Raw genomic sequence first — 24,896 nt, 5'->3', positions numbered from 1 at the left:
CGATAGGTCTCGGTGTGGCCGCCCTGGCGACCGAACCCCTTCACCTCGGTCACGGTGATCCCGACGACCCCCGCGGTCTTCAACGCCGACTTCACGTCGTCGAGCTTGAAGGGCTTGATGATGGCAGTGACCATCCTCATGGGCTGTCTTCCTCTCTGCGAGCCGTCGGCTCAGGCGTTGGTCTCGTGGTAGGCGGTCTCACCGTGCTCGGCCAGGTCGAGCCCAGCGTCCTCGACCTCGTCGGACACTCGCACATCGATGGTGATCTTGAGCAGGGACAGGAGGCCGAAGGTGACGATCCCGGAGTAGAGGATCGTCACGCCGTTGGCCAGCGCCTGCTCGCCGAGCAGGCCGAGACCGCCGCCGTGGAACAGTCCGGCCATGACCTCGGTCCCGAAGTAGTCGGGGTCGGAGAACAGCCCGAGCAACAGCGAGCCGACGAGGCCGCCGACGAGGTGGACGCCGACCACGTCGAGGGCGTCGTCGTAGCCGGCCTTGGTCTTGAGGCCCACGGCGAAGGCGCAGATCACCCCGGCGATGAGCCCGATGTAGATGGGCGACATGCCGGCCACGAAGCCGGCCCCGGGGGTGATGGCCACCAGGCCGGCGACGATGCCCGAGGCCACGCCCAGGTTGGTGAAGTGGCCGTCGCGTACCCTCTCGACGAGCGCCCACGCCAGACCGGCGGCGGCCGCGGCCAGGAAGGTGTTCATGAACGCCTGGACAGCGGTGCCGTTGGCGGCGAGGGCGGAACCGGCGTTGAAGCCGAACCAGCCGAACCAGAGGAGCCCGGTGCCGAGCATGACGAGCGGCATGGAGTGCGGCGGGTGACCCTCTCCCGGCCAGCCCTTGCGCCTGCCCAACACGAGGACCGCGGCGAGGGCGGCCACGCCGGCGTTGACGTGGATGGCGGTGCCACCGGCGAAGTCGAGCGAGCCCCGGTCGCCGAGGAAGCCGCCGTAGACCCAGCGGAACACCGGGACGAACACGATCAACATCCAGACGGGGGCGAAGATGGCCCAGGCCGAGAACTTCATCCGGTCGGCGACGGCGCCGGAGATGAGCGCCGGGGTGATCACCGCGAACATGCCGAGGAAGGCCACCGCGATCAGGGCGACCCCTCCGTCGTCGAGGTTGAGGTCCTTCAGGCCGAAGTACTCGAAGCCGCCGATGAAGTTGTTGGCGCCGGTCTCGAGGAGCGGGTCGCCGCCCTGGGCCAAGGAGAAGCCGATGACGACCCAGAGGATCGGGATCGTGATCAGGCACCAGAAGTTCATCATCAGCATGTTCAAGACGTTGCGAGACCGGTCCATGCCTCCATAGAAGAACGCCAGGCCCGGCGTCATGAACAGGACCAGGGCGGCTGAGATCAGCACCCAGGCCACGTTCCCGTCGGTTGCGGCTGCGGCCAGCAGCTCTTCCTCGCTCATCGGTCTACCTCCGCCAGTCGGGCGACACACCGACCAGGATGCTCGTCACCCCGGCACCGATGAGCGCTGACGGCTCCGCACGCTCCGCCATCAGAGAGCCCGTGCTGTCTGGTTCGCTCGCTGCGCTCGCTCATGTGAGGAGTCACCCTTCTCACGCGTTGGGGGCCCGTGGACCCGCTCGGTGCCGGCAACGTACGGAGGAACTGTTTCGTGGGCGTTTCTCCTCGTTGACCGCTGCATGACACGTCCGTCCGCGTCGTTCGCGCCCTCGGGGCCGACGACGCCTGCTCCCCCGCTGGTGGGGGCCATGGCGGGGTGAGCAGCCGACACCGGCGGCGAGGCCGAGGGTTTAGGCGACCGTCAGGCGCCCGTCGCAGGCGTCGTCTCGGCCCGTGTTGCGCCGCCAAACCCCATGGGTGGGGCCGCCCCTCGGTGAGGAGCGCCAGCACGCCGTCCAGCGCGCCCGTATGCTCCCACCCATGGCCCGCCGTGAGACCTACCTCGACCACCTGAGCGCCGTAAGGCTCTTCTCCTCGTGCTCGCGCCGCGAGCTGGGGAAGATCGCCAAGGCGGGTGACGAGCTGCCCGTCGAGACCGGGCACGTGCTCGTGACCCAGGGCGACGCGGGCCGCGAGTGCTACGTGGTCATCGAGGGCACCGCGACGGTGAAGCGGGGCAACCGCAAGGTGGCCACGCTCGGACCCGGCGATTGCATCGGCGAGCTCGCCCTGCTCGACCACGGCCCGCGCACGGCCACGGTCGTGGCCGACGGCAAGATGACCCTGTTCGTCCTGGGCTCTCGCCAGTTCGCCAGCGTCCTCGAGGACGTCCCGAGCTTGTCGCGCAAGGTGATGGCCGAACTGGCCTCCCGCGTCCGGGAGCTCGACAGCAAGATCTTCGGCTGAGCCGATCGCGTCGCCGGGCCGCTCGGGTCCGCCGGGCGTCGCTCGGCCGCCGGTGTGGACCGTTCACAACCGCGAAACAGGTGCGAAACGTCACCTTCGTAGCGTCGCCCCCATGGTGGACGACGCCCGGAGCGGGCGACCGGAGATCACGCTGGTGCGCTGGCCCGAGCAGGAGGCGACGCGCCTCGCGCTGCGGGCCGAGGGGCGTCCCCGGATGCTGCTGTTGAACCCCACCACCCCGGCTCCCGAGCCCGGTGACGACCTCGAGGACTGGGTCCGCATCCCGGTCGCCGAGGCCGACCTGAGGGCCCGCGTTTCGTGGCTGGCCCACCGGCTGGCGATCGACCGACCCGCGCACCGCGCCGACCCGGACCCGATGATCGACGACGACGGGCTCTTCCGCGTCGGCGACGAGTGGGTCGCCCTGCCGCCGGTCGAACACCGCCTGGCCCGGGCCCTGCTCGACCGAATCGGGACCGTGGTGACGCGCGATGCCCTGGCCCGCGCGGGCTGGCCCCAGGGGGCCCCGGGCCGCAACGCGCTCGACGTCCACGTGCTCCGGTTGCGTCGGCGCCTGGCCCCCCTCAGCTTGACGATCCACACGGTGCGCAGCCGGGGGTACCTCCTCGCCGTGAGCGGACCCGCCTCGGCTAGGGCCAGCGGCTGAGCACAGACACGAACCGGTCGATCCGCTTGGGTGCGCGTCGAGCGAGACAGGTACCTTCTTGGCCACCATGGCTACAGCAGAGGCCGCGCCGCCGGCCGCCAAGCGCATCCGCCCTCACCACCTGGTCATCGGCCTCGGCGCCGGCGTCGCTCTGTTCACGGCGGTCTCGGGCATCGTGCCGCTGCTCACCGGCTGGGAGAGCGACGAGCCCGTGCACCGCACGGTGTTCGGCAACGTCCCGAGCGTGGTGAAGCTGGCGTTCTACATCGTGATCCCGATGTCGATCTTCGCCGGTTCGATCCTCTTCGCCCAGCGCACCCAGAACTGGCAGCGCGGCGGCCCCGACGACCGTTCCACCACCCCCCGCAACGTCAAGCGGCGCATGGCCGACTTCCGCGCCGGGGCGTCGATGAAGACCCTCCTGCGCGACCCGGCCGCGGGGCTCATGCACTCGCTCATCTACTTCAGCTTCCTGATCCTGCTCGGGGTCACCACCACCCTCGAGGTCGACCACCAGCTGCCCGAGAGCGCCAAGTTCCTCCACGGCGACGTCTACCGGGGCTACTCCGCGGTCGGTGACGCCGCCGGGTTGGCCCTGCTCGCCGGAGTCCTGTGGGCGATCGTGCGGCGCTACATCCAGCGCCCGTACCGCATCCGCATCAAGTCCAAGCCCGAGCACGCCATCATCCTCGGCACGTTCCTCCTCCTGGCCGTCACCGGGTTCGGCGCCGAGGTGTGGCGCATCGCCCTCGAAGGGAGCCCGAGCTACGAGCGGTGGTCGTTCGCGTCGTACCCGCTCGCCGGGCTCATCGACGGCAGTGGGTCGTTGTCGGGTGGCCATCAGATCTGGTGGATCGTCCACGTGGCCAGCTTCGTGCTCTTCCTGGCGATCCTGCCGGTCACCATGTTGCGCCACATGTTCACCTCACCGCTGAACATGTACCTGCGCGACAAGGAGCGCCCGAAGGGCGCCATGAAGGCCATGCCCAACCTGATGGAGACCGAGCTCGAGACCTTCGGCGCGGCGACGGTCGAGGACTTCACCTGGAAGCAGCTGCTCGACACCGACTCGTGCACCATGTGCGGTCGCTGCACCAGTGTCTGCCCGGCCCACGCCACCGGCAAGTCGCTCGACCCCCGCGAGATCGTGCTCAAGACCGGCGAGGTCATGGCCGCCACCGGCTCACCCCAGGTGTCGCCGCCCATCGGGCTCGACGCCGAGATCACCATCGGGGCCGACTCGCTCTTCGAGCGCATCACCCCGGAGGAGGTCTGGGCGTGCACCACCTGCAAGGCCTGCGACGAGGTCTGCCCGGTGCACATCGAGATCCTCGACAAGATCCTCGACATGCGGCGCTACCTCTCGCTCATGGAGTCGAACTTCCCCACCGAGCTGGGCAGCGCGTACCGCTCGATGGAGAACAGCGGCAACCCGTGGGGCATGAGCCAGGCCGAGCGGGCCAAGTGGACCGAGAAGCTGGGCGACGACGTGCCCATCGTCGACGGCACCGAGGCCTTCGACCACGAGTACCTCTACTGGGTCGGCTGCGCCGGGTCGTTCGACGACAAGAACCAGAAGGTCACCCAGGCCATGGCCAAGCTGCTGAAGCGGGCCGGCATCGACTTCGCCATCCTCGGCCCGGCCGAGAACTGCACCGGGGACCCGGCCCGCCGCTCGGGCAACGAGTACATCTTCCAGATGCTCGCCATGGGCAACATCGAAACGCTCGACGCCATGGGCGTGAAGAAGATCATCACCCAGTGCCCGCACTGCTTCAACACGCTGATGAACGAGTACCCCCAGCTGGGCGGCCACTACGAGGTGATGCACCACTCGAAGCTGCTCGAGCAGCTGACCGAGTCCGGCGCCCTCGATCTCAGCCGAGCAGTGCTCGAAGACCGCATCGTGTACCACGACTCGTGCTACCTGGGCCGCCACAACGACATCTACATGGCGCCCCGCCAGGTCATCGGCCGTCTCGGTGGCGTCGAGATCGTCGAGGCCCCCCGCAACGGCACCACGGGCATGTGCTGCGGTGCCGGCGGCGCCCGCATGTGGATGGAGGAGACGGTCGGCACCAAGGTCAACGACGCCCGCTCCGAAGAGCTCATCGACACCGGTGCCAACCGCATCGCCACCGCGTGTCCGTTCTGCTACATCATGATCGACGACGGGGTGAAGGGCGCGGGCAAGGAGGAGGACGAGGTGAAGGTGGCTGACATCGCCATGCACCTCGTCGAGGCCATCGAGAACGGCGAGCGAGCCGACACCGCAGCGGTGCACACCGCGCCCGACGGTGCCCCGGTCGCCGGCGCCTGACCGACGCGCAGCGGGGGCCGCGCCCTCACACCCCGACGAACAGGTAGGCGATCTGGGGCTCCGCGCCCCCACCGCCCGACCACTTCGGGGCAGCCCTGCCGATCTCGCCGAACTGGTAGGCGATCTGGGGCTCCGCGCCCCCCATCGCCCGACCACTTCGGCGGCGGGGGGTGTGGGAGCGACCCCACCAATCAGCGTCGGTCGAGATCGACCCCCAAGATCGTTGCGTTCCGTGGTCGGCAGGCAGCCGGGCCAGGCGCCGCATTCGCCGCTGGTGGTGGCGTCAGGAGGAAACGATCGTGTCGGAGATGTCCCCGCCCTCGTCGTCGCTGCGGCCCGACGCCGCGCCGCAGCTGCGCACCGACATCGGGCCCATCGGCGGTCAGGCGCTCATCGAGGGCGTCATGATGCGCCGGGCCGGGGCCTGGGGCGCCGCGGTACGTCGCGCCGATGGCACCATCGCCACCACCGTCTCCGCTCTCCCCGACGACGGTCAGGGGATCCGCCGCATCCCGTTGCTGCGGGGGCCCGTCGCCCTCTGGGAGTCGGTCAGCCTCGGCACCCGGGCCATGCTCTGGGGCGCCCAGACCCGCGGCACCGCGGACGGCAAGGGCTACTCCAAGGGCGGCCTTGCGATCACCACCGTCGTCGCCGCCACGCTGGCGGTGGGCATCCTCGGGCTGCTGCCGGCCGTCGTCCCCAAGGCGCTGGGCATCGAGGGCCGCTGGCTCCTGAACATCATCGAGAGCGTCATCCGCCTCGGCATCCTCGTCGGCTACCTGGCCCTGCTCTCGCGCCACCGGGAGGTGAAGCGCACCTTCTCCTACCACGGGGCCGAGCACATGACGATCCACGCCTTCGAGCACGGCGTGCCCCTCGTGGCCTCGGAGATCCGCGGCTTCGACCGGCGCCACCCCCGGTGCGGGACCAGCTTCCTGCTCATCGTCGTCGTCGTCTCGCTGCTCGCCCACATCGCCATCGGTGAGGTGTCCTGGCCGGTGCTGGTGGCCAGCCGGGTGCTCGGCCTGCCCCTCGTGGCCGCCCTGGCCTACGAGGTGATCCGGCTGGCCGGCACGCAGCGCCACAACGTCGTCGGCCGGGTGCTGATGGCGCCGGGCTCGTGGCTCCAGACCCTCACCACCCAGGTCCCCGACGACGACCAGATAGAGGTCGCCATCGCCGCCCTGGAGGCCACCGTCTCGCTCGAGACCGCCCCCACGACCACCACTGCATCGACCACTGCCCGGGTCGCGGCGGCCGGGGCGCACCGATGACCGCCGGCCTCTTGGCCCCTCCGACGCTCATCCGCACGACTCGCGGGCGCGCCGTCGTCCTCGGGCTGGCGGCGGTCACCATGGCGGTCGAGATGGCATCGCTGGTCGTGGGTCGATCGATCCACATCGGCTCGCAGCCGCTGTCGGCCTCGGTGCTGCCCGGCCTCGTGCTGCTGGCGGCCCTCGGCGCCCCCTCCGTGGGCCGGGCCGGCGATCGCGACCGCCTGGTGCCGTTCTGGATCGCCATGGCCGCTGGGCTCCTGCTCGGCGTGGCCCTTCTCTCGCGCACCGGTGACCTCGCCGATCTCCTCGGGCTCGTCGTGGCGGCCGCCAACGAGGAGATCGTGTACCGCTTCGCCGTCCCGGTCGTGCTCGCCACCGCGCTGATGGTGCTCAGGGTCCCCACCCGCGCCGCTCGCGTCGCCGGCTACGTCGCCGCCGGGGCGTGGTGGGTGCTGCTGCCGGGCCACCAGGCCCAGACCGACGGCGCCGTCGCGATGGTGACCTACGCGTCCTTCGCCGTCATCAGCACCGTGGTGGTGGCCCGCTCCCGGGCGCTGATCCCGATGAGCATCGCCCACTGCGTGCTCAACGTGATCACCATCGCCCACCTGCGGGGCGACATCACCTCCGGTGGACGCGGTGCGCTCAGCGCCTGCCTGTTGTTCCTGCTCGTGGGCACGTTCGCCTGGCCCGGTGATCGTCCCGGGCGTCGAGCCGCGGCAACCGACGACGGGGACCAGGATCTCGTCACCGACACGGTGATCGACCTGCGCGACGGGCAGCGCCCCTCGGTGCACCGGGGCGAAGATCTCACCTGGGTCGACGAGCCGTCCGAGGACGACCAGCCCGAACCCGTCGGGGCCCCCGGCGACCGCCGCTCCGCGAACCACGGACCACCGCGGCACTAGCCGCCGAAGTTCTCCCAGTACCGGCTGGGGGTGGGACCGCGCTGGCCCTGGTATTTCGAGCCCACCTTGGCCGAGCCGTAGGGGCTGTCGGCCGGGGTGGTCATCTCGAAGAAGGAGATCTGGCCGATCTTCATGCCCGGGTACAGCGTGATGGGCAGGGTGGCGATGTTCGACAGCTCGAGGGTGAGGTAGCCGTCCCAGCCGGCGTCGACGAACCCGGCGGTGGAGTGGATCAGCAGGCCGAGGCGACCCAGGCTGGACTTGCCCTCGAGGCGGGCCACCATGTCGTCGGGCAGGCGCACCCGCTCGGCGGTGGCGCCCAGCACGAACTCCCCCGGGTGAAGGATGAAGACACCGTCGGCGGGGATGTCGACCAGCTCGGTGAGCTCCTCGAGGTTCTGCTTCACGTCGATGAGCGGCATCGTGTGGTTGCGGAACACCTGGAAGAACCGGTCGATGGTGAGGTCGACCGACGAGGGCTGGATGTGGGAGTCGTCGAGCGGGTCGATCTCGATCCGGCCGGCGGCAAGGGCCTCGCGGATGGATCGGTCGGACAGGATCATCGGGCGGTGAACCTAGTGCAGCCCGGTCACGCCCAGAGCCCGGTCACGCCCAGAGCCGGGTCAGACCGAGCCGCTCGACCGCTCGTCGCGGGCCTCGGCCTCGACCTCGGCACGCGTCTCGGGGTCGAGCAGCACGGGGTCGACGTCCTCGGGGTGGAGCCGGACCCGGATGATGCGACGCCACACGAACCAGGCGAGGGCCAGGAGGATCACCAGCAGGACCACGTACTGGACGTAGCCGAGGATCGTCTCGACCTCATCCTGGTACGACGAGGCGCCGTAGCCGACGAGGATCAGCGCCGTGTTCCACACCAGTGAGCCGATGGTCGTGTAGGCGGTGAAGCGCAACGGAGCCATGCGCCGGAAACCGGCCGGGATCGAGACCAGCGAGCGCACCAGGGGCACGCACCGACAGACCAGGACAGCCAGCTCCTCGCGCCGGTCGAACCAGCGCTCGGCCTTGTCGAGGTCCTTCTCCTTCACCCCGACCCAACGCCCTCGGCGGACGATGGCGGCCCGCAGCCGCTCGGGCCCGATCCAGGCCGCGAAGGCGTAGAGGACCCAGGCTCCGGCCACCGACCCGGCCGTCGCCGCCAGGATCATGCCGATCAGCGGGATGAGGCCGCCGTTGCGCTCGGCGTAGAGACCCGCCGCGGGCAACACGACCTCCGACGGGATGGGGGGGAAGACGTTCTCCAGGGCCACGAGCAGGGCCACCCCGAAGTACCCGAGGGCGTCGATGACCCGCTCCACGAAGTCGGTGAGGTCACCGAAGATGAACTCGCTCATCGCCACCCACCCACGGGCCCGGCCTCACCGTGGTGCGCGCCGCCCTTCGTCCTCAGTGCCACCGCCGGGGCGCGCGCGGACAGGGACGGGTGGGTTCGCACCCCACGATCATCCTCGGTGGGGCGGGACGGGACCAAGCCGCCGCCGAGCCCCGGTGCGGCCTGGGGTCCGCGCTGGTCGGCCACCCTGCCTCACCCCCAACCTTTCCATCGCTGGACATCGGATGTCTGGTATGCCTAACGTCCGGCCATCAGGTTCTTCACCATCTCACCAGGAGCACACGCACCCATGCCCACACGACGCCGCCGGGCCGCCTTGGCCCTCCTCATCCCGCTCGCCCTGCTCGCCCCCGCGTGCGGCGACGACTCGGGCTCCGACGAGGCCGGTGGCGGTGACCCCGACGCCAGCGGCGAGTCCATCGTCGTCTACTCGGGGCGCGACCTCGAGCTGGTCGAGCCCCTGTTCGAGGACTTCACCGAGGCCTCCGGCATCGAGATCGAGGTCCGCGACGGCGACTCGGCCGAGCTGGCGGCCCAGCTCCTCGAGGAGGGCGACGGCACCGAAGCCGACGTGTTCTTCTCCCAGGAGGTCGGAGCCATCGGCGCCCTGTCGAAGGCCGGGCTCATGGGCTCGCTGCCCGACGAGGTGGTGCAGCGGGTGGACGAGAGGTTCCAGCCCAAGGAGAGCACCGACTGGGTCGGGATCACCGGCCGCTCCCGGGTCATCGTCATGAACCCCGACCTCGTCGACGAGGCGCCGACCAGCGTGCTCGACCTCACCGACGAGCAGTACCGTGGGCAGGTCGCGTGGGTGCCCGGCAACGCCAGCTTCCAAGCCTTCATCACCGCCTTCCGGGTCTCGGTGGGCGAGGAGGAAGCGGCGCAGTGGCTGGAGGACATGAAGGCCAACGACGCCCAGATCTACGAGGGCAACACCGAGGTGCTCGAAGCGGTCAACAACGGCGACATCGGCCTCGGGCTCATCAACCACTACTACTGGGCGCGCACCCTGCCCGAGGTCGGCGGTCCCGAGGAGATCGGCTCCGACCTGATCTTCCCCGAGGGCGACGACCCGGGTGCGCTGGTCAACGCCACCGCCGCCGGTGTGCTGGCCGGCGCCGAGGACGACCCGGCCGCCCTGGAGTTCATCGAGTACCTCCTCTCCGAGGAGGGCCAGACCTACTTCGCCACCGAGACCTACGAGTACCCGCTCATCGAGGGCGTGGACGACCCCGCCGACATCCCCGCCCTCGAGGAGCTGGAGGGCCCTGACCTGGACCTCACCGACCTCGACTCGCTGGAGGAGACCCAGGCCCTGCTCACCGAAGCCGGGCTCCTCAGCTGATCCCACTGGTCCGGACCTCCGACGGCGAGGGGGGCGGCGCACCGGCGCCGCCCCCCTCGCGCCGTCTGCCCCCGCTGGTCCCAGCGGTCGGTGGCCTCGTGGCCGCCACCCTCGTGCTGTTGCCCCTCACCCACCTGGTGCTGCGGGCCACCGAGGGAGGCTGGGACGCGGTGGAGGTCACCCTGTGGCGGCCCCGGACCCTCGATCTGGTCGGGCGGACGATCGGCCTGGCCCTCGTGGTCACCGTCGCGTGCCTGGTCATCGGGGTGACGGCGGCCTGGCTGGTGGTGCGCACCGACCTGCCGGGACGGCGGCTCTGGCAGGTCGTGCTCGGCCTGCCCCTGGCGGTGCCGTCGTATGTGGCCGCCTTCGCCTGGCTCGGCTGGCGACCGGAGCTGGCCGGGCGCACCGGCGCCACCGTCGTGTTGGTCAGCATCTCCTACCCCTACGTCTACCTGCCCGTGCTGGCCGCGCTGCGTCGCGCCGACCCCACCGTGGAGGAGGTGGCTCGCTCGCTGGGGCGGGGACCGGTGGCGGTGTTCCTCACCGTGACCCTGCGCCAGGTCCGCGTGGCGGCCGCCGGTGGCTCGCTGCTCGTCGGCCTCTACGTGCTGAGCGACTTCGGCGCCGTGTCGATCATGCGCTACGAGGTGCTCACCACCGTGATCTACCGGTCGTACCGCGCCAGCTTCGACCGGACCCCTGCGGCGGTGCTGGGATGCGTGCTCGTGGTCATCACCCTCCTCGTCGTCGGCGCTGAGTCACGGGTGCGGCGCGGGGAGCGCCAGGACCGGGTCGGCGGCGGCGCCGAGCGGCCCGCCGCCCCGGTTCGGCTGGGACGGTGGACCGCGCCGGCGCTCGCCGGGTTGGTCGCGGTCATCGCCGCCGCGCTGGGCGTGCCGGCGCAGCGGATCGTCTACTGGGTGCAGCGGGGCACGTCGCAGTCTGACCACGCTGACGTGTGGGACGCAGCCGGCAGCTCACTGACGGCGGCGTCGGTGGGTGCCCTTGCCACCGTGCTGGTCGCGCTGCCGGTGGGGATCCTCTCGGCCCGCTACGCCGGGCGCCTGTCGCGGGGCGTGACCGCTGCGGCCTACGCCGGGCACTCCCTGCCCGGCATCGTCGTGGCCCTCTCGATGGTGTTCTTCGGCATCCGGGTGCTGCCGTCGCTCTACCAGCGCCTGCCGGTGCTGATCCTCGCCTACGTGGTGCTGTTCCTGTCGTTGGCCATCGGTGCGGTGCACGCATCGATCGCCCAGGTGCCGCCGGCGCTCGACGACGTGGCCCGGACCCTGGGACGCACCCAGCTCCAGGCCTGGCGGGAGATCACGCTGCGGCTGGCCACGCCCGGCATCGGCGCCGGGGCCGCCCTCGTCTTCCTGGTGGTGATGAAGGAGCTGCCGGCCACGCTTCTGCTGCGCCCGACGGGGATGGAGACCCTCGCCGTGGGCATGTGGCGCCAGACCTCCTCGGCCCAGTACGCCGCCGCCGCGCCCTACGCGGCGGCGATCGTGGTGCTCTCGAGCATCCCCACCGCCATCCTCACCCTCCCGGGCCGCCGACGGTGACGGAGGTCGCGGTCCACGACCTGACGCGGACCTACCCCGGTCGCCCCCCTGTGCCGGCGCTGCGGGGCGTCGACCTGGAGCTGCCCAGCGGTTCGCTCACTGCGGTGCTGGGCCCGTCGGGGTGCGGCAAGACGACGCTGCTGCGCATCCTGGCCGGCTTCGACCGACCCGACGGCGGCACCGTGGCCTTCGACGGTGACGAGGTCAGCTCGCAGACCCGCGCTCTCCCGCCCGAGCGGCGCCGGGTCGGCATCGTGCCCCAGGAGGGGGCGCTGTTCCCCCACCTCGACGTGGGCGCCAACGTCGCCTTCGGGCTGCCGCGCCGCGAGCGGGGCCGGGGCCGCAGGACCGGACGGGTGGCCGAGGTCCTCGAGCTCGTCGGCCTCTCGGGGTTCGAGCGGCGACGCGCCCACGAGCTCTCGGGCGGCCAGCAGCAGCGGGTCGCGCTCGCACGCGCCCTGGCGCCGCACCCGGCGCTGGTGCTGCTCGACGAGCCCTTCACGGCGCTCGACGCCGGGCTCCGGGGCACTCTGCGCGCCGATGTGTCGGCCACCCTCGCCGCGGCCGGGGCCACCGCGCTGCTGGTCACCCACGACCAGGCCGAGGCGCTGTCGATGGCCGATCACCTGGCGGTGATGCGCGCAGGCCGCATCGTGCAGTCGGGACCTCCGGCCGACGTCTACCACCGGCCCGCCGACGTGCAGGTGGCCACGTTCCTGGGCGAGGCGGTGCTGATCCCGGGGCGGGCCGGGGCCGCGGGCGTCACCTGCGCCCTGGGCGTGGTGGCCGTGGCCGACGACTCGCCCGGCCCGGCGTCCGGTGACGTGACGGTGTGCCTGCGCCCCGAGCAGGTCGTGCGGGCCGACGACGCCCGGGTCAAGGCGACCGTCGTGCACACCAGCTACCACGGCCACGACGCCCTGCTGGAGCTCGACGTCGCCGGTCAGGCCGTCGCCGCCCGCTGGGCCAGCACCACGCTCCCCCACCCCGGCGAGGAGGTCGGCGTCACCGTGACCGGCACGGCGGTCACCTTCGCCCCGTGAGGCCGGCGGGGTGATCGGCGACCGGTCTCGGGCGGGAAGCCGGCCGCAGGCCACGGCTATGCGCGTGCGGGGCCGTAGGAGGCATCCACGACCTGGCTCCTGGCGTGAGCCAGCATCTACCGAGCCTCAAGAACAGAAGGATCGGCACACCCCACCTCCACGGCACGGGGATCGGCAGCGAGGCCCTGACCGTGACAGGATGAAATCCCCGAATCACCGAGACCCCGCTGGGCTTCAGGCCAGCGGCTCCACTGGCACGCAACGGAGACCGCGACGTTGACGACGATGAAGTCCGAGCTGCTCGAGATCGTGCGCAAGCACGGATTGCTCGTGATGGACGAGCCAGTTCAACTGGCGTCCGGCGAGATGAGCCGATACTTCATCGACGGCAAGCGGGCCCTGGCGCACGGTCCCTACCTGAAGCTGGCGTGTGAAGCGCTGATCGAGTCGGTCCACAGTGCAGGCATCACGTTTGGGGCGGTCGGGGGCTTGACGCTCGGCGCGGACCAGTTCGCACACGGCACAGCCATCGTCGGTGGGGTCGATTGGTTCGTTGTCCGCAAGCAGGCGAAGGGGCGCGGGACGAACCGGCGCATCGAGGGCGCTCCTCTCACGGCGGGCGATCGAGTTCTGCTCGTCGACGACGTCGTGAGCTCCGGGGGCTCGATCCAGGAGGCATACCACGCCATTCGAGAGACGGGCGCGGAAGTCGTCGCGGCCGTCACCCTCGTGGACCGGGGCGAGGTGGCATCAGCGTTCTTCAAAGCGCAATCTGTGCCGTACCTGCCGCTCCTCACATACCGAGAGCTTGAGATCCCACCGGTGGGCCATGGACGCGAGCCAACTGCAGCGGCGGGCTGAGGGCGCGCTGCAGGTCCGGGGTTGAGCCCAGCGAGGCTGTCGGCGTCAGGAACCACCGCTATCATCGGCCCCCGCACCAAGGCGATGCGCTCCCGGGGTTCGCTCCAGAGTTCGCGGCGTCCCACTGCGGGTGTAGTTCAGAGGCAGAACATCAGCTTCCCAAGCTGAGAACGCGGGTTCGATTCCCGTCACCCGCTCTCCAACGAAGGCCCAGGTCAAGCCCGGTTTTCGGCGGCCTGGGCCTCCGCCGTTCCGGGGCCGAAATCCGGGTCGTGACCCTAACGTGACCTTCCGGAGCGCTGATCAGTTGCGATCGCCTCGTGTGAGCGGTCGCCGAGCTGCGGGTCGGCTCGGCTGTCCGTGCCTGCGCAAGAAAGCCGCCTACTACTCGGCACCAACGGGTTCTCCTCCGCTCCATGTGAGCTGGCTCACATCGGCCGCGTAGCTCGTTTCCATCAGCTCCAGCGAGATCTCGCTGCGCTTCCCCACCACGATTGAGGAGACAACGCCGACATCGGTCGAAACTCGTTGGGCTGCGGCTGATAGCCACCGTTTGATTTGCTCGGGGTCGGCCCCGTCGGCGGCCACCGCGTACAGCGCGATGTGAGGAGGGATCTGCGCGTCGTCAAACTGCATGAGGACATCGTGAACCCCCTCGGCGATTTCTCGACCAGCCCTGGAACCACATCGCTTGGCAACTTCCCGAGCAACTTCCACGAGGTGGTCTGGGACCGCTGGTCGATCGTAGCGCCGCCCAAGCCATGTCTTGAAGGCGCGTCGCCTGTGCGAAGCAAGGGCGTCATCTCGCTCAGGCACGAGTGACTGCAAAAGGGCCGGTGTCACCATCGCTCGTGGACCTGAGGCCTCCACCACCTCCCCGGTTGCGATCGCGAAGACCTTGCTTCGCAGTCCCCATCCCGGGTTGACTCCTCCGTCACGAACGATAGGCCTGAGCTCGATGCAGGCACCTTGCGCATCCAAAACCGCCGCGGCAAGATCACAATCTTGGCTACAGACAACCCACCGATCAAAGGTGTTGCCTTGGACCTGTATCGCTCCATCAGGTCCCAGCGCCAAGCTCGACACAGGAAGCCTGCCGCGGACCAGGCTCCCCTGCCGCCATCCGGCTTGGTGGAGACTGCCCATTCTGTCGCAGTCAATCCGTAGCGAGATCGACGGTAGCTTCGCCGACCCTTGATGGCCACATTCCTCGAATTAGACCAGGGGCACGTTGCGGCTGGTTGACTGCAAGCGCTGCCAGGTACGCGCCGGCGGAGTCCCTCTCGGCAAGAAGCGAGGCGGCGTACGGTGCACCTTCGCTCGGTGGCGTCGTCAAGAGGCGGTTGGCTTCATGCGGATTCCGTCCAGCAACGAGGAAGATGCGACCAACGATGTCATAGGCATCGTTGATCCGACCATAAAGGTCGCCGTAACGGGCGGACGACGCCCCCCGCGCCACAGCGCGCACCGTCGGGTGGGTTGAACGGAGAACCTCGGCGAGACGCCGGCCGGACCAACCGGTCATACGTTGAATCTCAATGACCATGCGTTGAACGGTCGGCGAACCGTGAGGCTCGGGTTCTGGCAGTAGGACCCAAGAGTCGAAGAGATCGGGTGAGACCATGCGCGGAGCGGGTTCGAAGGAGATGGTGTCATCAAAACGACTCATTCCTCCGGGCCACGCAGCGAACGCAACCGTTGCAGCGGCGCTAGCCGTCGCGCTCTTCCAAGCCAAAGTGGTGGCCTCCCTCCTCAGTCAGTGTCCAGTAAAAGAAGCGGTCCACCTGGCTGTGAAACAGCTGAAACTGCTCCACAAGGCGATCCGGGTCAAAATCCTGATGACCAACAGTAGCGACGTCAACATCCAGGAGGTACGACGGATCACCCACATCGAGCGGCGGGATCCCCGGAACGACGGATCCGCTCGGCACAAATCCATGCCGGACTATCGCCTGAACATCGCCGGGAGGGCCGCTCAAGTCGTCAACCGCCGCTGCGATTGCATGCACCTGCGTTACTGAGCTGACTAGCGATCTCGTGGAAAGGACCGAAGAACCGGCCCAGCCGACCAACTCCTCCCGGAACCATCTACGCCAAGCACCCGACTCGCCTGGAAGATCGGGCGCGAGGGACAGGTACCGAACCCCGAGGCGGTCGCTGCGAGGGACGCCAGCGTCGGCGAGAGCCACCAACACCTCGCGCAGAGCATCGATAAAGTCATCGACGGATGTGTACGCCTCGCCGACAGACACGGTGGCCGAGCCAGCGTTGACAGCGAGCGTGTACCCGGCATCGTCCGTCAGGTTCCAGCTGACTGACTCGGAGGCACCCGCCGCCGGGCCGGCGGGACCGGTCAGAAAGGCGATCTCCTGCGTCTTGACCTGCTCCATGTAGGGGAAGCGTGGCCGCAGGCGCTCCTGGAGGGGCGCGATGCCGGCCATGGTCTCGAAACCGGCGATGAGAGGGAATCTGACCTGAGCGAGTGCCTGCGCAAGCGGAGCATTGCTCAGCGTGTACGAGGGCGGATCAGGAAGGCCGAAGAGCGCCACTATTCCTTCTTCCTCGAGTTTTCCACTTGCTTTCCACAGTACCGTACGCGGTCAACCCCTCCGCTCAGGAATCGGGCCCACTCGTGCTGGAGGACGTGCGGAGCGAGGGGTCCGCCCTTGTGACCGGTGAAGACGTAGCCGTCGGCGCTGGGCTGGGCGTAGATGTCCAGGTGGTGGCGGAGGTCATCGAGCAATGCTCCGGGGAGGGAGATCGCCCGTCGCCCGGCGTCGGTCTTGGGTGGGCCGACGAGGTGGGCGCCGGTCGTGTCGAGCTGGCGCTGCTGGGCGACGGTGAGCGTGGCCTGGTCGAGGTCGACGTCACGGCGACGGAGCCCCAGGATCTCGCCTTTGCGGAGGCCCACGAAGGCGGCCGCCAGGACCACACATCGGAATCGTGGGTGGATGGTGGCGGCGAGGGCGTGCACTTGCTCCACGGTCGGGATCGGGCGCTCGTCGGCCGGCTCGACCCCGGCGCCCTTGATCGTGCAGGGGTTGGTCAGGGCGAGGCCGTCCTCGACGGCGGTGGCCATGATCGAACGCAGCAGCCGGTAGCACTTGGCTGCGGTGCTGGCTCCGGGACCGGCTGGGCCTCGTAGGTGGGCTGTCCAGGTCCGGACGGTGGCCGTGGAGAGCCGGTCGAGGGCGACGTCGCCGAGGGCGGGAAGGATGTGGCGGTCGAGCTGGCCCCGGTACAGCTCCCGGACCCGGGGACGGAGCGGTTCGCCGCGGCTGGTGAGCCGGGCGTCGAGCCACCTGGGTGCGTACTCGGTGAGTGTCACGCCGGCGGTGCGGGGTGCGATGCGCTTGCCGTCGGCCTGCTCGGTGAGCGAACGGGCGTAGGCCGTCTCGGCGGCTCGCTTGGTGGTGTGGGTGCCGAGGCTCAGCCTCTGGCCGTCTGTGGTGACGATTCGGACCCGGTAGCGGCCCGAGGGAAGGCGGTCGACGCCGCCCCCGGCCCGTCGCTGGCGCGTCATGGGCTCCTCCGTGTGGGAGGGGCAGCGGTTGGCTGCCGTGGGAAGGCCCATCGCCGATGGGTACGTGAAGGTGCCGGTGCTGGTCGCCCGGCGCGACGGGTCGGCCGACATCCGCCGCCAGCTCGCCGACGGCGTGGTGCTGCTGCGCCACAAGGCCACCGCGCTCGCCGCCTACGCCACCCAGACCGGCACGACGGCGGTGAACCCGGTGATGTTCCTGGTGTGCGCCACCATCACCGAGGCCGACGAGGTCGCCGAGATCCTGGCCGGGCCCGATCTGCTGGGCGACCCCGACGCGGTGCTGACCGTCACCAGCGACTCGCCCGACGCCGCCCTCGCCGCCCTGGCCAAGGTGGAAGAACCGGACTCGCCGGTGCGGGCCATCGTGTCGGTGCAGATGCTCAAGGAGGGGTGGGACGTCAAGAACATCTACGTCGTGTGCGCCCTACGGGCCCTAGAGTCCCAGGCCCTCTCCGAGCAGGTCCTCGGCCGTGGCCTCCGGCTCCCGTTCGGGCAGCGGACCGGCCGCCAGATGCTCGACACCGTCGAGGTCCTGTCCCACCGCAGGTTCCGAGACCTCCTCACCGAGGCCGGCACCCTGCTCGAGGCGTTCTTCACCGAACGCCACCCCGCCCACCTCGTCGCCCCCGACGCCACCGATGCCCTCACCGAGGGTCAGGCGATCGAGGCCGCTGCCACCGACGGCCGGCTCGACGTGCTGGTGCCCCCCACCGCGGGGGTCGACCCCTCTGGAGAGCCGGTCGAAGGCGGGCTGCTGGGCGCCGCGGTGGAAGACATCGAGCGTCGCATCGCCGAGACCGAGCAGCAGGCCCTCGCCCTGACCACCACCATGGACCTCGTCGCCGGAGCCAGCCGGGTCCGGTTCCCCCGCCTCGCCCCGCGTCTGGTCCCCCAGCCGTTCTCGCCTCCACCGTCCCGAACCAGGCCGCCGCCGAGCTCGGCGGCCGGTTCGCCACCGACACCGCGCCCACCCTCGACCGCCAGACCCTCACCGCCACCCGCGTCGACGACGAGGCCGGCGAAGGCGTCCGGGTCGAGGCGTCGGTGGCCGAGGACCCCGTCGAGGCATCGCAGCTCTCCCTGGCCCTCGACGACCTCCGGGACCGGATCCGACGAGAGGTCCTCCGGTCCCGGTTCGTCACCAGCACCCGGCAGGAATCCAACGCCATCAACCGGCTCGTCGAAGCGTTCCTCACCGGGGCCGGGGTCACCGACGCCGAGAGTGGCACGTGGACCGACGCCAAGGTCCGCAACGCCGTCGCCTCGTTCCTCGCCCTCGTCCGCCGGTACCACTCCCAGCGGGGCTCGTCCCTGCAGACCGAGGTCGAGCTGGTCGAGTACCCGCCGCCGGGGATCATCGCCCCCGACGAAGTGTTCCCGCTCAACTCGGCGTGGGCGGCGCATCGCTGGTACCGGGGCTTCACCAAGTCGATCCTCCCCGCCGCCCGGTTCGACGCCAAGAGCACCGAGCTCGCCCTCGCCCAGCTCTTCGAGGCCAGCACCCCCGCCGTGACCTGGTGGCTGCGCGTCGAAGCCCACCAGGGCGTGTGGATCCCCTTCGGTCACCGCCAACGTCACTACCCCGACTTCATCGCCATCACCGGCGACGGCCACCACTGGATGGTCGAGGGCAAAGCCGACGACCGGGCCAACGACCCCGAAGTGCTCGCCAAGAAGGCCGCCGGCTTCGAGTGGGCCCGCTTCGCCAACGACTCTGGCGACGCCCCCGACACCTGGCACTACCTGTTCGCCACCGAGACCGCCATCAAGCAAGCCGGCGGCACCTGGACCGGCCTCAAGAACTTCGCCGAGTGGGAGTAACCAGCCCGGTCGCGACCGAGGTTCATGATTCAGTTACGCCACGTTGCCTGACGTTGTCCGCAGCTCGGCGCGCTCGCTGAACGACACCCCCAGCGCATCGGCGATGTCGGACAGGCGGGCGAGGCTGGCGGACCGGTAGGCCGTCGACTCATAGCGCTGGATCTGCTGCTCGGCGACACCGAGCCGATCAGCCAACTGCCGCTGGGTCCATCCCCGTGCCACCCGGGCCTTGATCAGTGCGTCACCCAACCCAGCAAGCGAGGAGGCCTCGATCACCGTGGTCGCGCCGTCACGGAGCTTCTCGTACTCGCCGAGCTCCTCCCGGAGATCAGCAGCCTGGCTCTGGAGCCCCGCGACCTGGAGATCCCGGAAACCCTCGTCCCCCGCCTCGCCCGACTCCGTACTCGCGATCAGGCGCTCCAACTCAGCAAGCTTCCTGCGGGTCTGCTGGTACTGCCGTTCGTTGGTGATCATGTCCATATCTCCTTGGTGGGGTCGATCGCGACGATTCCCTTGGGTGTGCCGTCTCGATCGGACTGGAAGAAGTCGGCGAACTCCTTGCCGCTTCCGGCTTCCGTGACGTTGGGCAGGAACTCTCCGCCGAAACGGGCCTTCTGCGCGTCGCGGTGATCCCTCAGGTCGAGCAGCTCGGGGCCGGCTCCTGCGAGCACGTTGCGGTCGACCCCGGTCGGTGACCAGACGGCGTCGAAGTCGCCGGGCTCGTCCTTCGCGGTGACGAAGCTCCCGTTCAGCCAGACCTTGGTGCATCCCGCTCCCGCCAGGATGGTCAAACCCTCAGCGAGCCCGTCGAGCAACTGGCGTCGGCGGGGGTTCCATCCGAACCGCAGTTGGATCTCGTCCCAGCCGGCTTCGTGCTCCCCTACCGGCAGGACGCCCGTCGAGCCGTCGAAGGGAGGAATGGCCACACACACAACATACATGTTGTGTGTGTCATTGGGTCGACCGGCGGCCTCAGCCGGGAAGTTGAGCACGCCGGGGCCCGCCGGCGTGACCCTAGCGTGACCTTACGGAGCGGGATCTGGGGTCACGGGCCGGTACGCAACGATACGACACACCATCGGTGAACTGGGCAGATGACCGAACGCCCTGCTAGCCGCACTCCCTCCGACGAGCTTCCCAAGCTGAGAACGCGGGTTCGATTCCCGTCACCCGCTCCAAGAAGAACCCCAGGTCAGAGCCCCACCCGGCCAGCCGAAGCGGCCGCCGAGGGCCCGTCCGAGGTTGGCCGTGCCACACACGTGCCATTCGCTCCGGATCACCGGGAGCCACGCGTGGCGCCCTCCGCCAGGACATTGAGAGCGGGAGGTATGACCGCAACGGCTGGGCCGTGTTCCTCAAGGACGCCCGGATCCGAGGCCGCACCGTCGAGCGCCAGGCCGTCCAACGGTTCAACGTCCGATGCTCTTGCATCACCCGCCAAGACCTCACCGCCGCGCAGATGGCCGAGCGCTACCTGAAGCACCTACAGGCCATCACCCGCGCCTGCGCTCAGCCTGGGTTGTTCGTCTACGCCGTCCACGACCACCGCGTCGAGCGGCTCGGACTGAGCGATCTTCCAGCCAACGAGCACACCTGAGCGCACCCGGATGCGGTAGGGTGTTCGGTAGCGACCGGACACCGAACACACACGAGGCATGGATGCCGGCGATCCGAACGAGCAGATCAGACCAGACCGCTCTGGCCATCGAAGACCTGCGGGCCATCGCCAGCCCAAGTGCCGGCCTGACGATAGAGCCGAACGACTCAGCCGACGGGGTGACCGTTTCTCGGGCCGGACGGCGGCAATGGGAGGCCAAGGTGCACGCCCGTCGATCCCTCTCGCCGGCGGAGGCCCGAGCGCTCATCGCCGCTGAGAGCGACGAGGGTGCCAACGTCGTCGTGGCAGATCAGATCTCGGCGGAGGCCAGGGAACAGCTGGCGCAGGCGCCCGGGTGGAGCTGGCTCGATCGCCGGGGGGAGCTTCGTCTGCGTCGGGGGGCGACAGACTTCGAGATCCGCTTCGCCCCAGACGCATCTCGCGAGAGCGGCGGCACCGGGGCGACGCTTGCCGCACCGGCCAGCGACGGGCCGATCCGAGGCAAGGCAGGTATCGGCTACGCCTCCGCCCTGCTACGTGACCCCGAGAACCCTCCTTCGATCCGTGCCGTCGCCCGCAAGCTCGGCATGTCTCCGTCCACCGTCAGCGATGCCGCTGCGCGTCTTCGCCACGCCGGGCTGGTCCTTCCGTCCGGCGCACCGGCCCTCCCCGACCTGTTCTGGGCCCTCGCTGCGGTGTGGCAGCCCATCCGCTCCACCCCGGTGGCGACAGTGCCCGACCTGGCACGCCTGACGCGCCACGCCCTCAACCTCGACGACCTCTCTGCACCCGGATGGGCTCAAGGCGGCGATGCAGCCGCGCTGGCCTGGGGGGCACCGATGCTCGCCGTCGGCTCCCGGCCATGGCTCTGGGTCCCCGACCAGGCAACAGCCCGACGGGCCGAACGGGCCCTCGGCACGGCGAGCTGGGACGACAGCGCTGCCGTCATCGCCGTTCCTCCCACACCCCTCGTCTGCGTCGACCGGCAGCACTCCCCGTCGGCGAGCCTCACCTGGCCGACACCCCTCCCTCTCTACCTCGCCCTCGACCTGGCCCGCGACCGAGCCCGCGGCCATCAGATCCTCGAGGAGTGGGAGCCGCCGGGCCACACGATGCGGCCATGGGCGGGTCCACGATGACCATCCTCGTCCTCTCCCTCGACACCGCACCGCTCCTGGCCGCCGTCCGCGCCGTCCTCGACACCGACGACCTCCCTGCCGCCGCCCTCATCGGCGGCCTCGCCGTCACCGTTCGGGTCGCCGCGCCCGCCACCACGTATCGGGCCACCGCCGACATCGACATCGTCACCACCGACGCCGACCCCACCCTCGTCGAGCTCCTGACCAACCGCTACCACACCACCGAGCCGATCCAGGTCGCCGGCATCAAGGTCGACGTCATCCCCACCCCCCCCGTCACCACCGACGACCTCGACGGCATCGACGACGGCCCCCGCCTCTTCGTCGCCAGCCACCGCTGGGCCCTCGACACCGCCGAACCACTCACCCTCGCCACCCCCGATACCGACGCCTTCACGGTCGACGTCGCCACCCCCGCCGCGCTCCTGGCCACCAAGTGCCACGCCGTCGGCTACGCCCGAACCCAACGCCGCGCCACCAAGCACGGCGCCGACATGCTCGACGTCTACCGCCTCGTCGAGACCTACAACCCCGACGGCGAGCTCGCCACCCAGGTCCACGATGCCCCAGGGCACCTCGCACCGGTCATCGCCCACGTCATCCGCACCGAGATCCTCGCCAACCCTGCCAAGGCAGCCATGGCCATGGCGTCGACCAGCCCCGTCCCGGTCGACACCGAGGATCTCGCCGCCACCCTCGAATCCTTCATCGAAGACCTCGACACCGGACCGGCCTGAGGATCGACGACACGCTCATTGACAGCATCGTGAGCCCTGGATACGACGCCGCCGGGGGTTGCCGACGACCGCGCGGAGCGTCAGCCAACCAACGCCCCTGCCCTCGAACGGCACCTCGGGGACGGGTCCGGCGACTGCGTCCCAGGCGTTCCGGTCGCGTGTTCGGGGACACACGCCTCGTCGTCGATCACACCAGAGCCGTCGATATGGCGCGCCCGAACGGGCGGCGCAGACGCCTGCGCGCTCGAAGGTGCAGCAGGCGAGGCCGCGCGGGTGCAGCACCGCGGCGTGCGGGCCAACAGAGACGTGCTCAGAGAAGGGCGGCGGCGAACGGGTCGAGGTGGTCGTTCCACCAGCGTCGCCGGCGGGCGTAGCGCTCGCTGCCACCGGTCCGGTTCCACATCTCGACGGAGTTCGGGTCACCGGCGTCGACGCTGCGCCGGGCGGCTGCTTCGATGCGGTCGATGGCATCGTCCATGGCCGGGAGCAGTGCTGCCCGGCCGTCCCGGTCCAGTCCGTAGGCATCCGCGACGAGTCGTAGCCGTGCCGGCCGGTCGGCGGGTAGCCAGCCGAGCCGGGCCTGGTCGAAGTCGTCGTCGATCGGTACACAAAGGCGGGCGAGGTGGGCGAGGTCGTAGACGGGGCGGCCAGGGGCAGCGAACTCGAAGTCGAGCAGCGCAACGGCGATGCCGTCACGGAAGACGACGTTCGAAGGCTCTACATCGTTGTGGCACACGACCGTCCCGCCCGCAGGGTCAGCCAGACCGTCGCTCCAGGTGAGACCCCGCGGGTCGAACCCGCGGGCGGCGTCGTGCAGCCCGCGCAGCAGCCTGGCGATGGACGCCAGCGCGGTGTCGGACTGGCTCCAGTCCGGATAGGGCGGCACAGGGACCTCGCCGTCGATGAACACGAGGCGCTCGCGTCCGTCCTCGTCGATGCCGACGGGATACGGGGCGCCCTCGAACCCTGAGGTTCTCACGGCCCGTAGGAAGGCGTGGATCGAACCCGAGTGCGGACTCGATGGCCGAAGAACATGCGGACCAACGCGGACGACCTGACCCGCGTTCGCGATCCCGCCAACGAGCTGCTCCTCAGCCACACCGCCACCTTGACAGACGAGTGGTGCTGACCCGTATCGCCGGCTATCGGGCGCCGAGATGAGCAACGTCTCCGCCGGGAAGCCCGATCCACTGCTCGCCATCCGGCATGGTGATGTGCGCAACGCCACGACCTCGACTGTGGCGTCGATGGTCGCGGGCCGGAACCCCGGCGGGGACGGGAAGCCCTCGTCGAGGGGCAGCCGCGCGATGGACTACGCAGCTCGGAGGCGGGCCTCGAGGTCCAGCGCGTCTTCGATGGCTTCGACAGACAGGAACTCGTAGAGATCGTGGATGCCCTTGGCATCGAGTCCGCGGTCAACGCGGAGAGCATGGAGCGTGGCACTCGGAACTCGAGAATCCTCGACGCACGGCTCGCCCCCGAGCACCCATGGCGAGATGTAGGTGTGCTCCGACGGGCGGACCAGGCTCGGCCCCCACAGGTCGCCGTGGGAGACACCCTCGATCGGCTCGGTGAGCTCGAACACGTCGAGGACCTCGACCAGGCCGTCGAACGCCTGCTGTCCGGTGAAGCGGTCGGAATGTTCGCCGCCGATGAGGAAGATGGTGCCGTCGCTGTGGACCGTCGGGTCGATCTCCGACGTGCTCAACAGCTCACGCAGTTAGCGCAGTCGCTCCGACGCGCTCGTGCGGTCCATGTGCTTGCTTCGCAGCCAGGCGAGGAGGCGCGCGTAGACGACATCGCGGTACGACCAGCCTCGAGGCTTGGCCGCGAACCAGTCCGGCACGAGCACCCCTGCCGTGGCCCAATCGTGGAGCGTCCTCGCGGGCACGGCCGACAGCTGATGGGCTCGCTCCGCGCTATAGCGACCACGCGGGTAGCGGAGGGCGCGCAGCACCAGAGCGCGGTCATCCGCTGTGAGGGCTGCCGTGGTCGCCGTCATGCCCGCAAGTATCGCAGTGATCGACGCAAACGGTCGTACTTCCTCCCGACGTCACGAGCCGATCGCCTGTGCGCAACCCAAGCCTGGCGGACGAAACTTGCGGAACCTCACCCACGAGAATCCGAGCTCGAGCGGCCCGCTCCAGCCGGCGGGCGTGACCTTAGCGTGACCTTACGGGGCGGCATCCGGGGTGACGAGGCGATACGCGATGACACGCCACACCACCGCTGACCTGGGCGAACAGGCGAATCACCTGCTCAGCGGACCCCCTCCGGTGAGCTTCTCAAGCTGGGAACGCGAGTATGGGGAATCTGCTTGGATGCAGTGACCCCAACATCTGGAGGTCCACCCGACTCGGGGGGGCCTGGAAGCGATGCGGCC

28 protein-coding genes and 1 tRNA gene are annotated in these 24,896 nt (G+C 69.8%); 14 read left to right on the top strand and 15 right to left on the bottom strand.

Annotation, left to right across the window (positions count from 1 at the left end):
- Positions 1 to 140 (bottom strand): P-II family nitrogen regulator (locus VNL12_RS17750; protein WP_325594015.1); only part of this gene is annotated, 140 nt, incomplete at its 3' end.
- Between the two features lie 30 nt (positions 141 to 170).
- Entirely contained in the window at positions 171 to 1,430 is a 1,260-nt protein-coding gene (locus VNL12_RS17745) for an ammonium transporter (protein WP_325596279.1), read from the bottom strand.
- 479 nt (positions 1,431 to 1,909) lie between these two features.
- On the opposite strand from VNL12_RS17745, the gene VNL12_RS17740 reads away from it, so the two are divergent.
- The 5 genes from VNL12_RS17740 to VNL12_RS17720 all read left to right on the top strand — a co-directional run bounded on the left by VNL12_RS17740 (position 1,910) and on the right by VNL12_RS17720 (position 7,507).
- Positions 1,910 to 2,335, top strand: a complete 426-nt coding sequence (locus tag VNL12_RS17740; protein WP_325596278.1) for a cyclic nucleotide-binding domain-containing protein — start codon at positions 1,910 to 1,912, stop codon at positions 2,333 to 2,335.
- Positions 2,336 to 2,447: 112 nt separating this feature from the next.
- Positions 2,448 to 3,002, top strand: a complete 555-nt coding sequence (locus VNL12_RS17735) for a helix-turn-helix domain-containing protein (protein WP_325596277.1) — start codon at positions 2,448 to 2,450, stop codon at positions 3,000 to 3,002.
- 67 nt (positions 3,003 to 3,069) lie between these two features.
- Positions 3,070 to 5,322 (top strand): 4Fe-4S dicluster domain-containing protein, encoded by a 2,253-nt coding sequence (locus VNL12_RS17730; protein WP_325596276.1) that lies wholly within the window; start codon positions 3,070 to 3,072, stop codon positions 5,320 to 5,322.
- A 308-nt stretch (positions 5,323 to 5,630) separates the two neighbouring features.
- A complete protein-coding gene (locus VNL12_RS17725) occupies positions 5,631 to 6,596 on the top strand; it encodes a DUF1385 domain-containing protein (protein ID WP_325596275.1) in 966 nt (321 codons plus the stop codon).
- Positions 6,593 to 7,507, top strand: coding sequence for a type II CAAX prenyl endopeptidase Rce1 family protein (locus VNL12_RS17720; protein ID WP_325596274.1), 915 nt, complete (start codon positions 6,593 to 6,595; stop codon positions 7,505 to 7,507). The genes VNL12_RS17725 and VNL12_RS17720 overlap by 4 nt, the downstream gene beginning before the upstream one ends.
- On the opposite strand, the gene dcd is transcribed toward VNL12_RS17720, so the two are convergent.
- Together dcd and VNL12_RS17710 are read right to left on the bottom strand one after the other, a co-directional pair.
- Positions 7,504 to 8,070: a dCTP deaminase gene (dcd, locus tag VNL12_RS17715; RefSeq protein WP_325596273.1), complete on the bottom strand. Its 567-nt coding sequence runs from the start codon at positions 8,068 to 8,070 to the stop codon at positions 7,504 to 7,506. The two genes, VNL12_RS17720 and dcd, sit on opposite strands and share 4 nt — an antisense overlap.
- A gap of 60 nt (positions 8,071 to 8,130) precedes the next feature.
- The gene (locus VNL12_RS17710; protein ID WP_325596272.1) at positions 8,131 to 8,859 is read right to left on the bottom strand and encodes a DedA family protein; all 729 of its coding nucleotides are present in this window, start codon (positions 8,857 to 8,859) and stop codon (positions 8,131 to 8,133) included.
- 288 nt (positions 8,860 to 9,147) lie between these two features.
- Between VNL12_RS17710 and VNL12_RS17705 the strand changes: the two genes are divergently transcribed.
- The 5 genes from VNL12_RS17705 (at position 9,148) to VNL12_RS17685 (ending at position 13,872) form a co-directional block, all read left to right on the top strand.
- A complete protein-coding gene (locus VNL12_RS17705; RefSeq protein WP_325596271.1) occupies positions 9,148 to 10,203 on the top strand; it encodes an extracellular solute-binding protein in 1,056 nt (351 codons plus the stop codon).
- 98 nt (positions 10,204 to 10,301) lie between these two features.
- The gene (locus VNL12_RS17700; RefSeq protein ID WP_325596270.1) at positions 10,302 to 11,771 is read left to right on the top strand and encodes an iron ABC transporter permease; all 1,470 of its coding nucleotides are present in this window, start codon (positions 10,302 to 10,304) and stop codon (positions 11,769 to 11,771) included.
- Positions 11,768 to 12,814: an ABC transporter ATP-binding protein gene (locus VNL12_RS17695; RefSeq protein WP_325596269.1), complete on the top strand. Its 1,047-nt coding sequence runs from the start codon at positions 11,768 to 11,770 to the stop codon at positions 12,812 to 12,814. The genes VNL12_RS17700 and VNL12_RS17695 overlap by 4 nt, the downstream gene beginning before the upstream one ends.
- A gap of 285 nt (positions 12,815 to 13,099) precedes the next feature.
- Complete coding sequence (locus VNL12_RS17690; protein WP_325596268.1) at positions 13,100 to 13,675, top strand: orotate phosphoribosyltransferase; 576 nt, start codon at positions 13,100 to 13,102, stop codon at positions 13,673 to 13,675.
- 126 nt (positions 13,676 to 13,801) lie between these two features.
- Positions 13,802 to 13,872 (top strand) — tRNA-Gly (locus VNL12_RS17685).
- Positions 13,873 to 14,059: 187 nt separating this feature from the next.
- On the opposite strand, the gene VNL12_RS17680 is transcribed toward VNL12_RS17685, so the two are convergent.
- The 6 genes from VNL12_RS17680 to VNL12_RS17655 all read right to left on the bottom strand — a co-directional run bounded on the left by VNL12_RS17680 (position 14,060) and on the right by VNL12_RS17655 (position 17,826).
- The gene (locus tag VNL12_RS17680; RefSeq protein ID WP_325596267.1) at positions 14,060 to 14,311 is read right to left on the bottom strand and encodes a hypothetical protein; all 252 of its coding nucleotides are present in this window, start codon (positions 14,309 to 14,311) and stop codon (positions 14,060 to 14,062) included.
- A gap of 520 nt (positions 14,312 to 14,831) precedes the next feature.
- On the bottom strand, positions 14,832 to 15,221 hold the full coding sequence (locus VNL12_RS17675) for a hypothetical protein (RefSeq protein WP_325596266.1): 390 nt from the start codon (positions 15,219 to 15,221) through the stop codon (positions 14,832 to 14,834).
- A 163-nt stretch (positions 15,222 to 15,384) separates the two neighbouring features.
- Positions 15,385 to 16,224 (bottom strand): TIGR04255 family protein, encoded by an 840-nt coding sequence (locus tag VNL12_RS17670; protein WP_325596265.1) that lies wholly within the window; start codon positions 16,222 to 16,224, stop codon positions 15,385 to 15,387.
- Positions 16,224 to 17,198, bottom strand: coding sequence for a site-specific integrase (locus VNL12_RS17665; RefSeq protein WP_325596264.1), 975 nt, complete (start codon positions 17,196 to 17,198; stop codon positions 16,224 to 16,226). Before VNL12_RS17665 ends, VNL12_RS17670 begins: the two co-directional genes overlap by 1 nt.
- 171 nt (positions 17,199 to 17,369) lie before the next feature.
- Entirely contained in the window at positions 17,370 to 17,603 is a 234-nt protein-coding gene (locus VNL12_RS17660) for a hypothetical protein (RefSeq protein WP_325596263.1), read from the bottom strand.
- A 49-nt stretch (positions 17,604 to 17,652) separates the two neighbouring features.
- Complete coding sequence (locus tag VNL12_RS17655) at positions 17,653 to 17,826, bottom strand: hypothetical protein (protein WP_325596262.1); 174 nt, start codon at positions 17,824 to 17,826, stop codon at positions 17,653 to 17,655.
- A 437-nt stretch (positions 17,827 to 18,263) separates the two neighbouring features.
- Here VNL12_RS17655 and VNL12_RS17650 point away from each other — a divergent pair, with 437 nt between their 5' ends.
- Positions 18,264 to 19,040: a hypothetical protein gene (locus VNL12_RS17650; protein ID WP_325596261.1), complete on the top strand. Its 777-nt coding sequence runs from the start codon at positions 18,264 to 18,266 to the stop codon at positions 19,038 to 19,040.
- Between the two features lie 33 nt (positions 19,041 to 19,073).
- Here VNL12_RS17650 and VNL12_RS17645 read toward each other — a convergent pair whose 3' ends face one another.
- Positions 19,074 to 19,514, bottom strand: a complete 441-nt coding sequence (locus VNL12_RS17645) for a helix-turn-helix transcriptional regulator (RefSeq protein ID WP_325596260.1) — start codon at positions 19,512 to 19,514, stop codon at positions 19,074 to 19,076.
- On the bottom strand, positions 19,511 to 20,032 hold the full coding sequence (locus VNL12_RS17640) for a DUF6932 family protein (protein ID WP_325596259.1): 522 nt from the start codon (positions 20,030 to 20,032) through the stop codon (positions 19,511 to 19,513). Before VNL12_RS17640 ends, VNL12_RS17645 begins: the two co-directional genes overlap by 4 nt.
- A 356-nt stretch (positions 20,033 to 20,388) precedes the next feature.
- Here VNL12_RS17640 and VNL12_RS17635 point away from each other — a divergent pair, with 356 nt between their 5' ends.
- The 3 genes from VNL12_RS17635 to VNL12_RS17625 all read left to right on the top strand — a co-directional run bounded on the left by VNL12_RS17635 (position 20,389) and on the right by VNL12_RS17625 (position 22,513).
- Positions 20,389 to 20,637, top strand: coding sequence for a hypothetical protein (locus tag VNL12_RS17635; protein WP_325596258.1), 249 nt, complete (start codon positions 20,389 to 20,391; stop codon positions 20,635 to 20,637).
- Between the two features lie 179 nt (positions 20,638 to 20,816).
- A complete protein-coding gene (locus VNL12_RS17630; protein WP_325596257.1) occupies positions 20,817 to 21,776 on the top strand; it encodes a hypothetical protein in 960 nt (319 codons plus the stop codon).
- Positions 21,758 to 22,513, top strand: a complete 756-nt coding sequence (locus VNL12_RS17625) for a hypothetical protein (protein ID WP_325596256.1) — start codon at positions 21,758 to 21,760, stop codon at positions 22,511 to 22,513. The genes VNL12_RS17630 and VNL12_RS17625 overlap by 19 nt, the downstream gene beginning before the upstream one ends.
- A 310-nt stretch (positions 22,514 to 22,823) precedes the next feature.
- Here the strand turns inward: VNL12_RS17625 and VNL12_RS17620 are convergent, their stop codons facing one another.
- The 3 genes from VNL12_RS17620 to VNL12_RS17610 all read right to left on the bottom strand — a co-directional run bounded on the left by VNL12_RS17620 (position 22,824) and on the right by VNL12_RS17610 (position 24,515).
- Entirely contained in the window at positions 22,824 to 23,492 is a 669-nt protein-coding gene (locus VNL12_RS17620; protein WP_325596255.1) for a phosphotransferase, read from the bottom strand.
- A gap of 333 nt (positions 23,493 to 23,825) precedes the next feature.
- Complete coding sequence (locus tag VNL12_RS17615; protein WP_325596254.1) at positions 23,826 to 24,221, bottom strand: DUF433 domain-containing protein; 396 nt, start codon at positions 24,219 to 24,221, stop codon at positions 23,826 to 23,828.
- A gap of 12 nt (positions 24,222 to 24,233) precedes the next feature.
- Entirely contained in the window at positions 24,234 to 24,515 is a 282-nt protein-coding gene (locus VNL12_RS17610) for a hypothetical protein (protein ID WP_325596253.1), read from the bottom strand.
- Positions 24,516 to 24,896: the final 381 nt, after the last annotated feature.

It is taken from the genome of Iamia sp., assembly GCF_035575815.1.
Classification (GTDB): Bacteria; Actinomycetota; Acidimicrobiia; order Acidimicrobiales; family Iamiaceae; genus Iamia.
Note: the sequence above shows the minus strand (reverse complement) of the source record. Positions and strands in the feature narration are given on the sequence as shown.

Coding starts and splice junctions, on each gene's coding strand:
- VNL12_RS17745 (WP_325596279.1), bottom strand. CDS start 1,430: ATGAGCGAGGAAGAGCTGCTGGCCGCAGCCGCAACCGACGGGAACGTG.
- VNL12_RS17740 (WP_325596278.1), top strand. CDS start 1,910: ATGGCCCGCCGTGAGACCTACCTCGACCACCTGAGCGCCGTAAGGCTC.
- VNL12_RS17735 (WP_325596277.1), top strand. CDS start 2,448: ATGGTGGACGACGCCCGGAGCGGGCGACCGGAGATCACGCTGGTGCGC.
- VNL12_RS17730 (WP_325596276.1), top strand. CDS start 3,070: ATGGCTACAGCAGAGGCCGCGCCGCCGGCCGCCAAGCGCATCCGCCCT.
- VNL12_RS17725 (WP_325596275.1), top strand. CDS start 5,631: ATGTCCCCGCCCTCGTCGTCGCTGCGGCCCGACGCCGCGCCGCAGCTG.
- VNL12_RS17720 (WP_325596274.1), top strand. CDS start 6,593: ATGACCGCCGGCCTCTTGGCCCCTCCGACGCTCATCCGCACGACTCGC.
- dcd (WP_325596273.1), bottom strand. CDS start 8,070: ATGATCCTGTCCGACCGATCCATCCGCGAGGCCCTTGCCGCCGGCCGG.
- VNL12_RS17710 (WP_325596272.1), bottom strand. CDS start 8,859: ATGAGCGAGTTCATCTTCGGTGACCTCACCGACTTCGTGGAGCGGGTC.
- VNL12_RS17705 (WP_325596271.1), top strand. CDS start 9,148: ATGCCCACACGACGCCGCCGGGCCGCCTTGGCCCTCCTCATCCCGCTC.
- VNL12_RS17690 (WP_325596268.1), top strand. CDS start 13,100: ATGAAGTCCGAGCTGCTCGAGATCGTGCGCAAGCACGGATTGCTCGTG.
- VNL12_RS17680 (WP_325596267.1), bottom strand. CDS start 14,311: ATGCAGTTTGACGACGCGCAGATCCCTCCTCACATCGCGCTGTACGCG.
- VNL12_RS17675 (WP_325596266.1), bottom strand. CDS start 15,221: ATGGTCATTGAGATTCAACGTATGACCGGTTGGTCCGGCCGGCGTCTC.
- VNL12_RS17665 (WP_325596264.1), bottom strand. CDS start 17,198: ATGACGCGCCAGCGACGGGCCGGGGGCGGCGTCGACCGCCTTCCCTCG.
- VNL12_RS17645 (WP_325596260.1), bottom strand. CDS start 19,514: ATGATCACCAACGAACGGCAGTACCAGCAGACCCGCAGGAAGCTTGCT.
- VNL12_RS17625 (WP_325596256.1), top strand. CDS start 21,758: ATGGGCGGGTCCACGATGACCATCCTCGTCCTCTCCCTCGACACCGCA.
- VNL12_RS17610 (WP_325596253.1), bottom strand. CDS start 24,515: ATGACGGCGACCACGGCAGCCCTCACAGCGGATGACCGCGCTCTGGTG.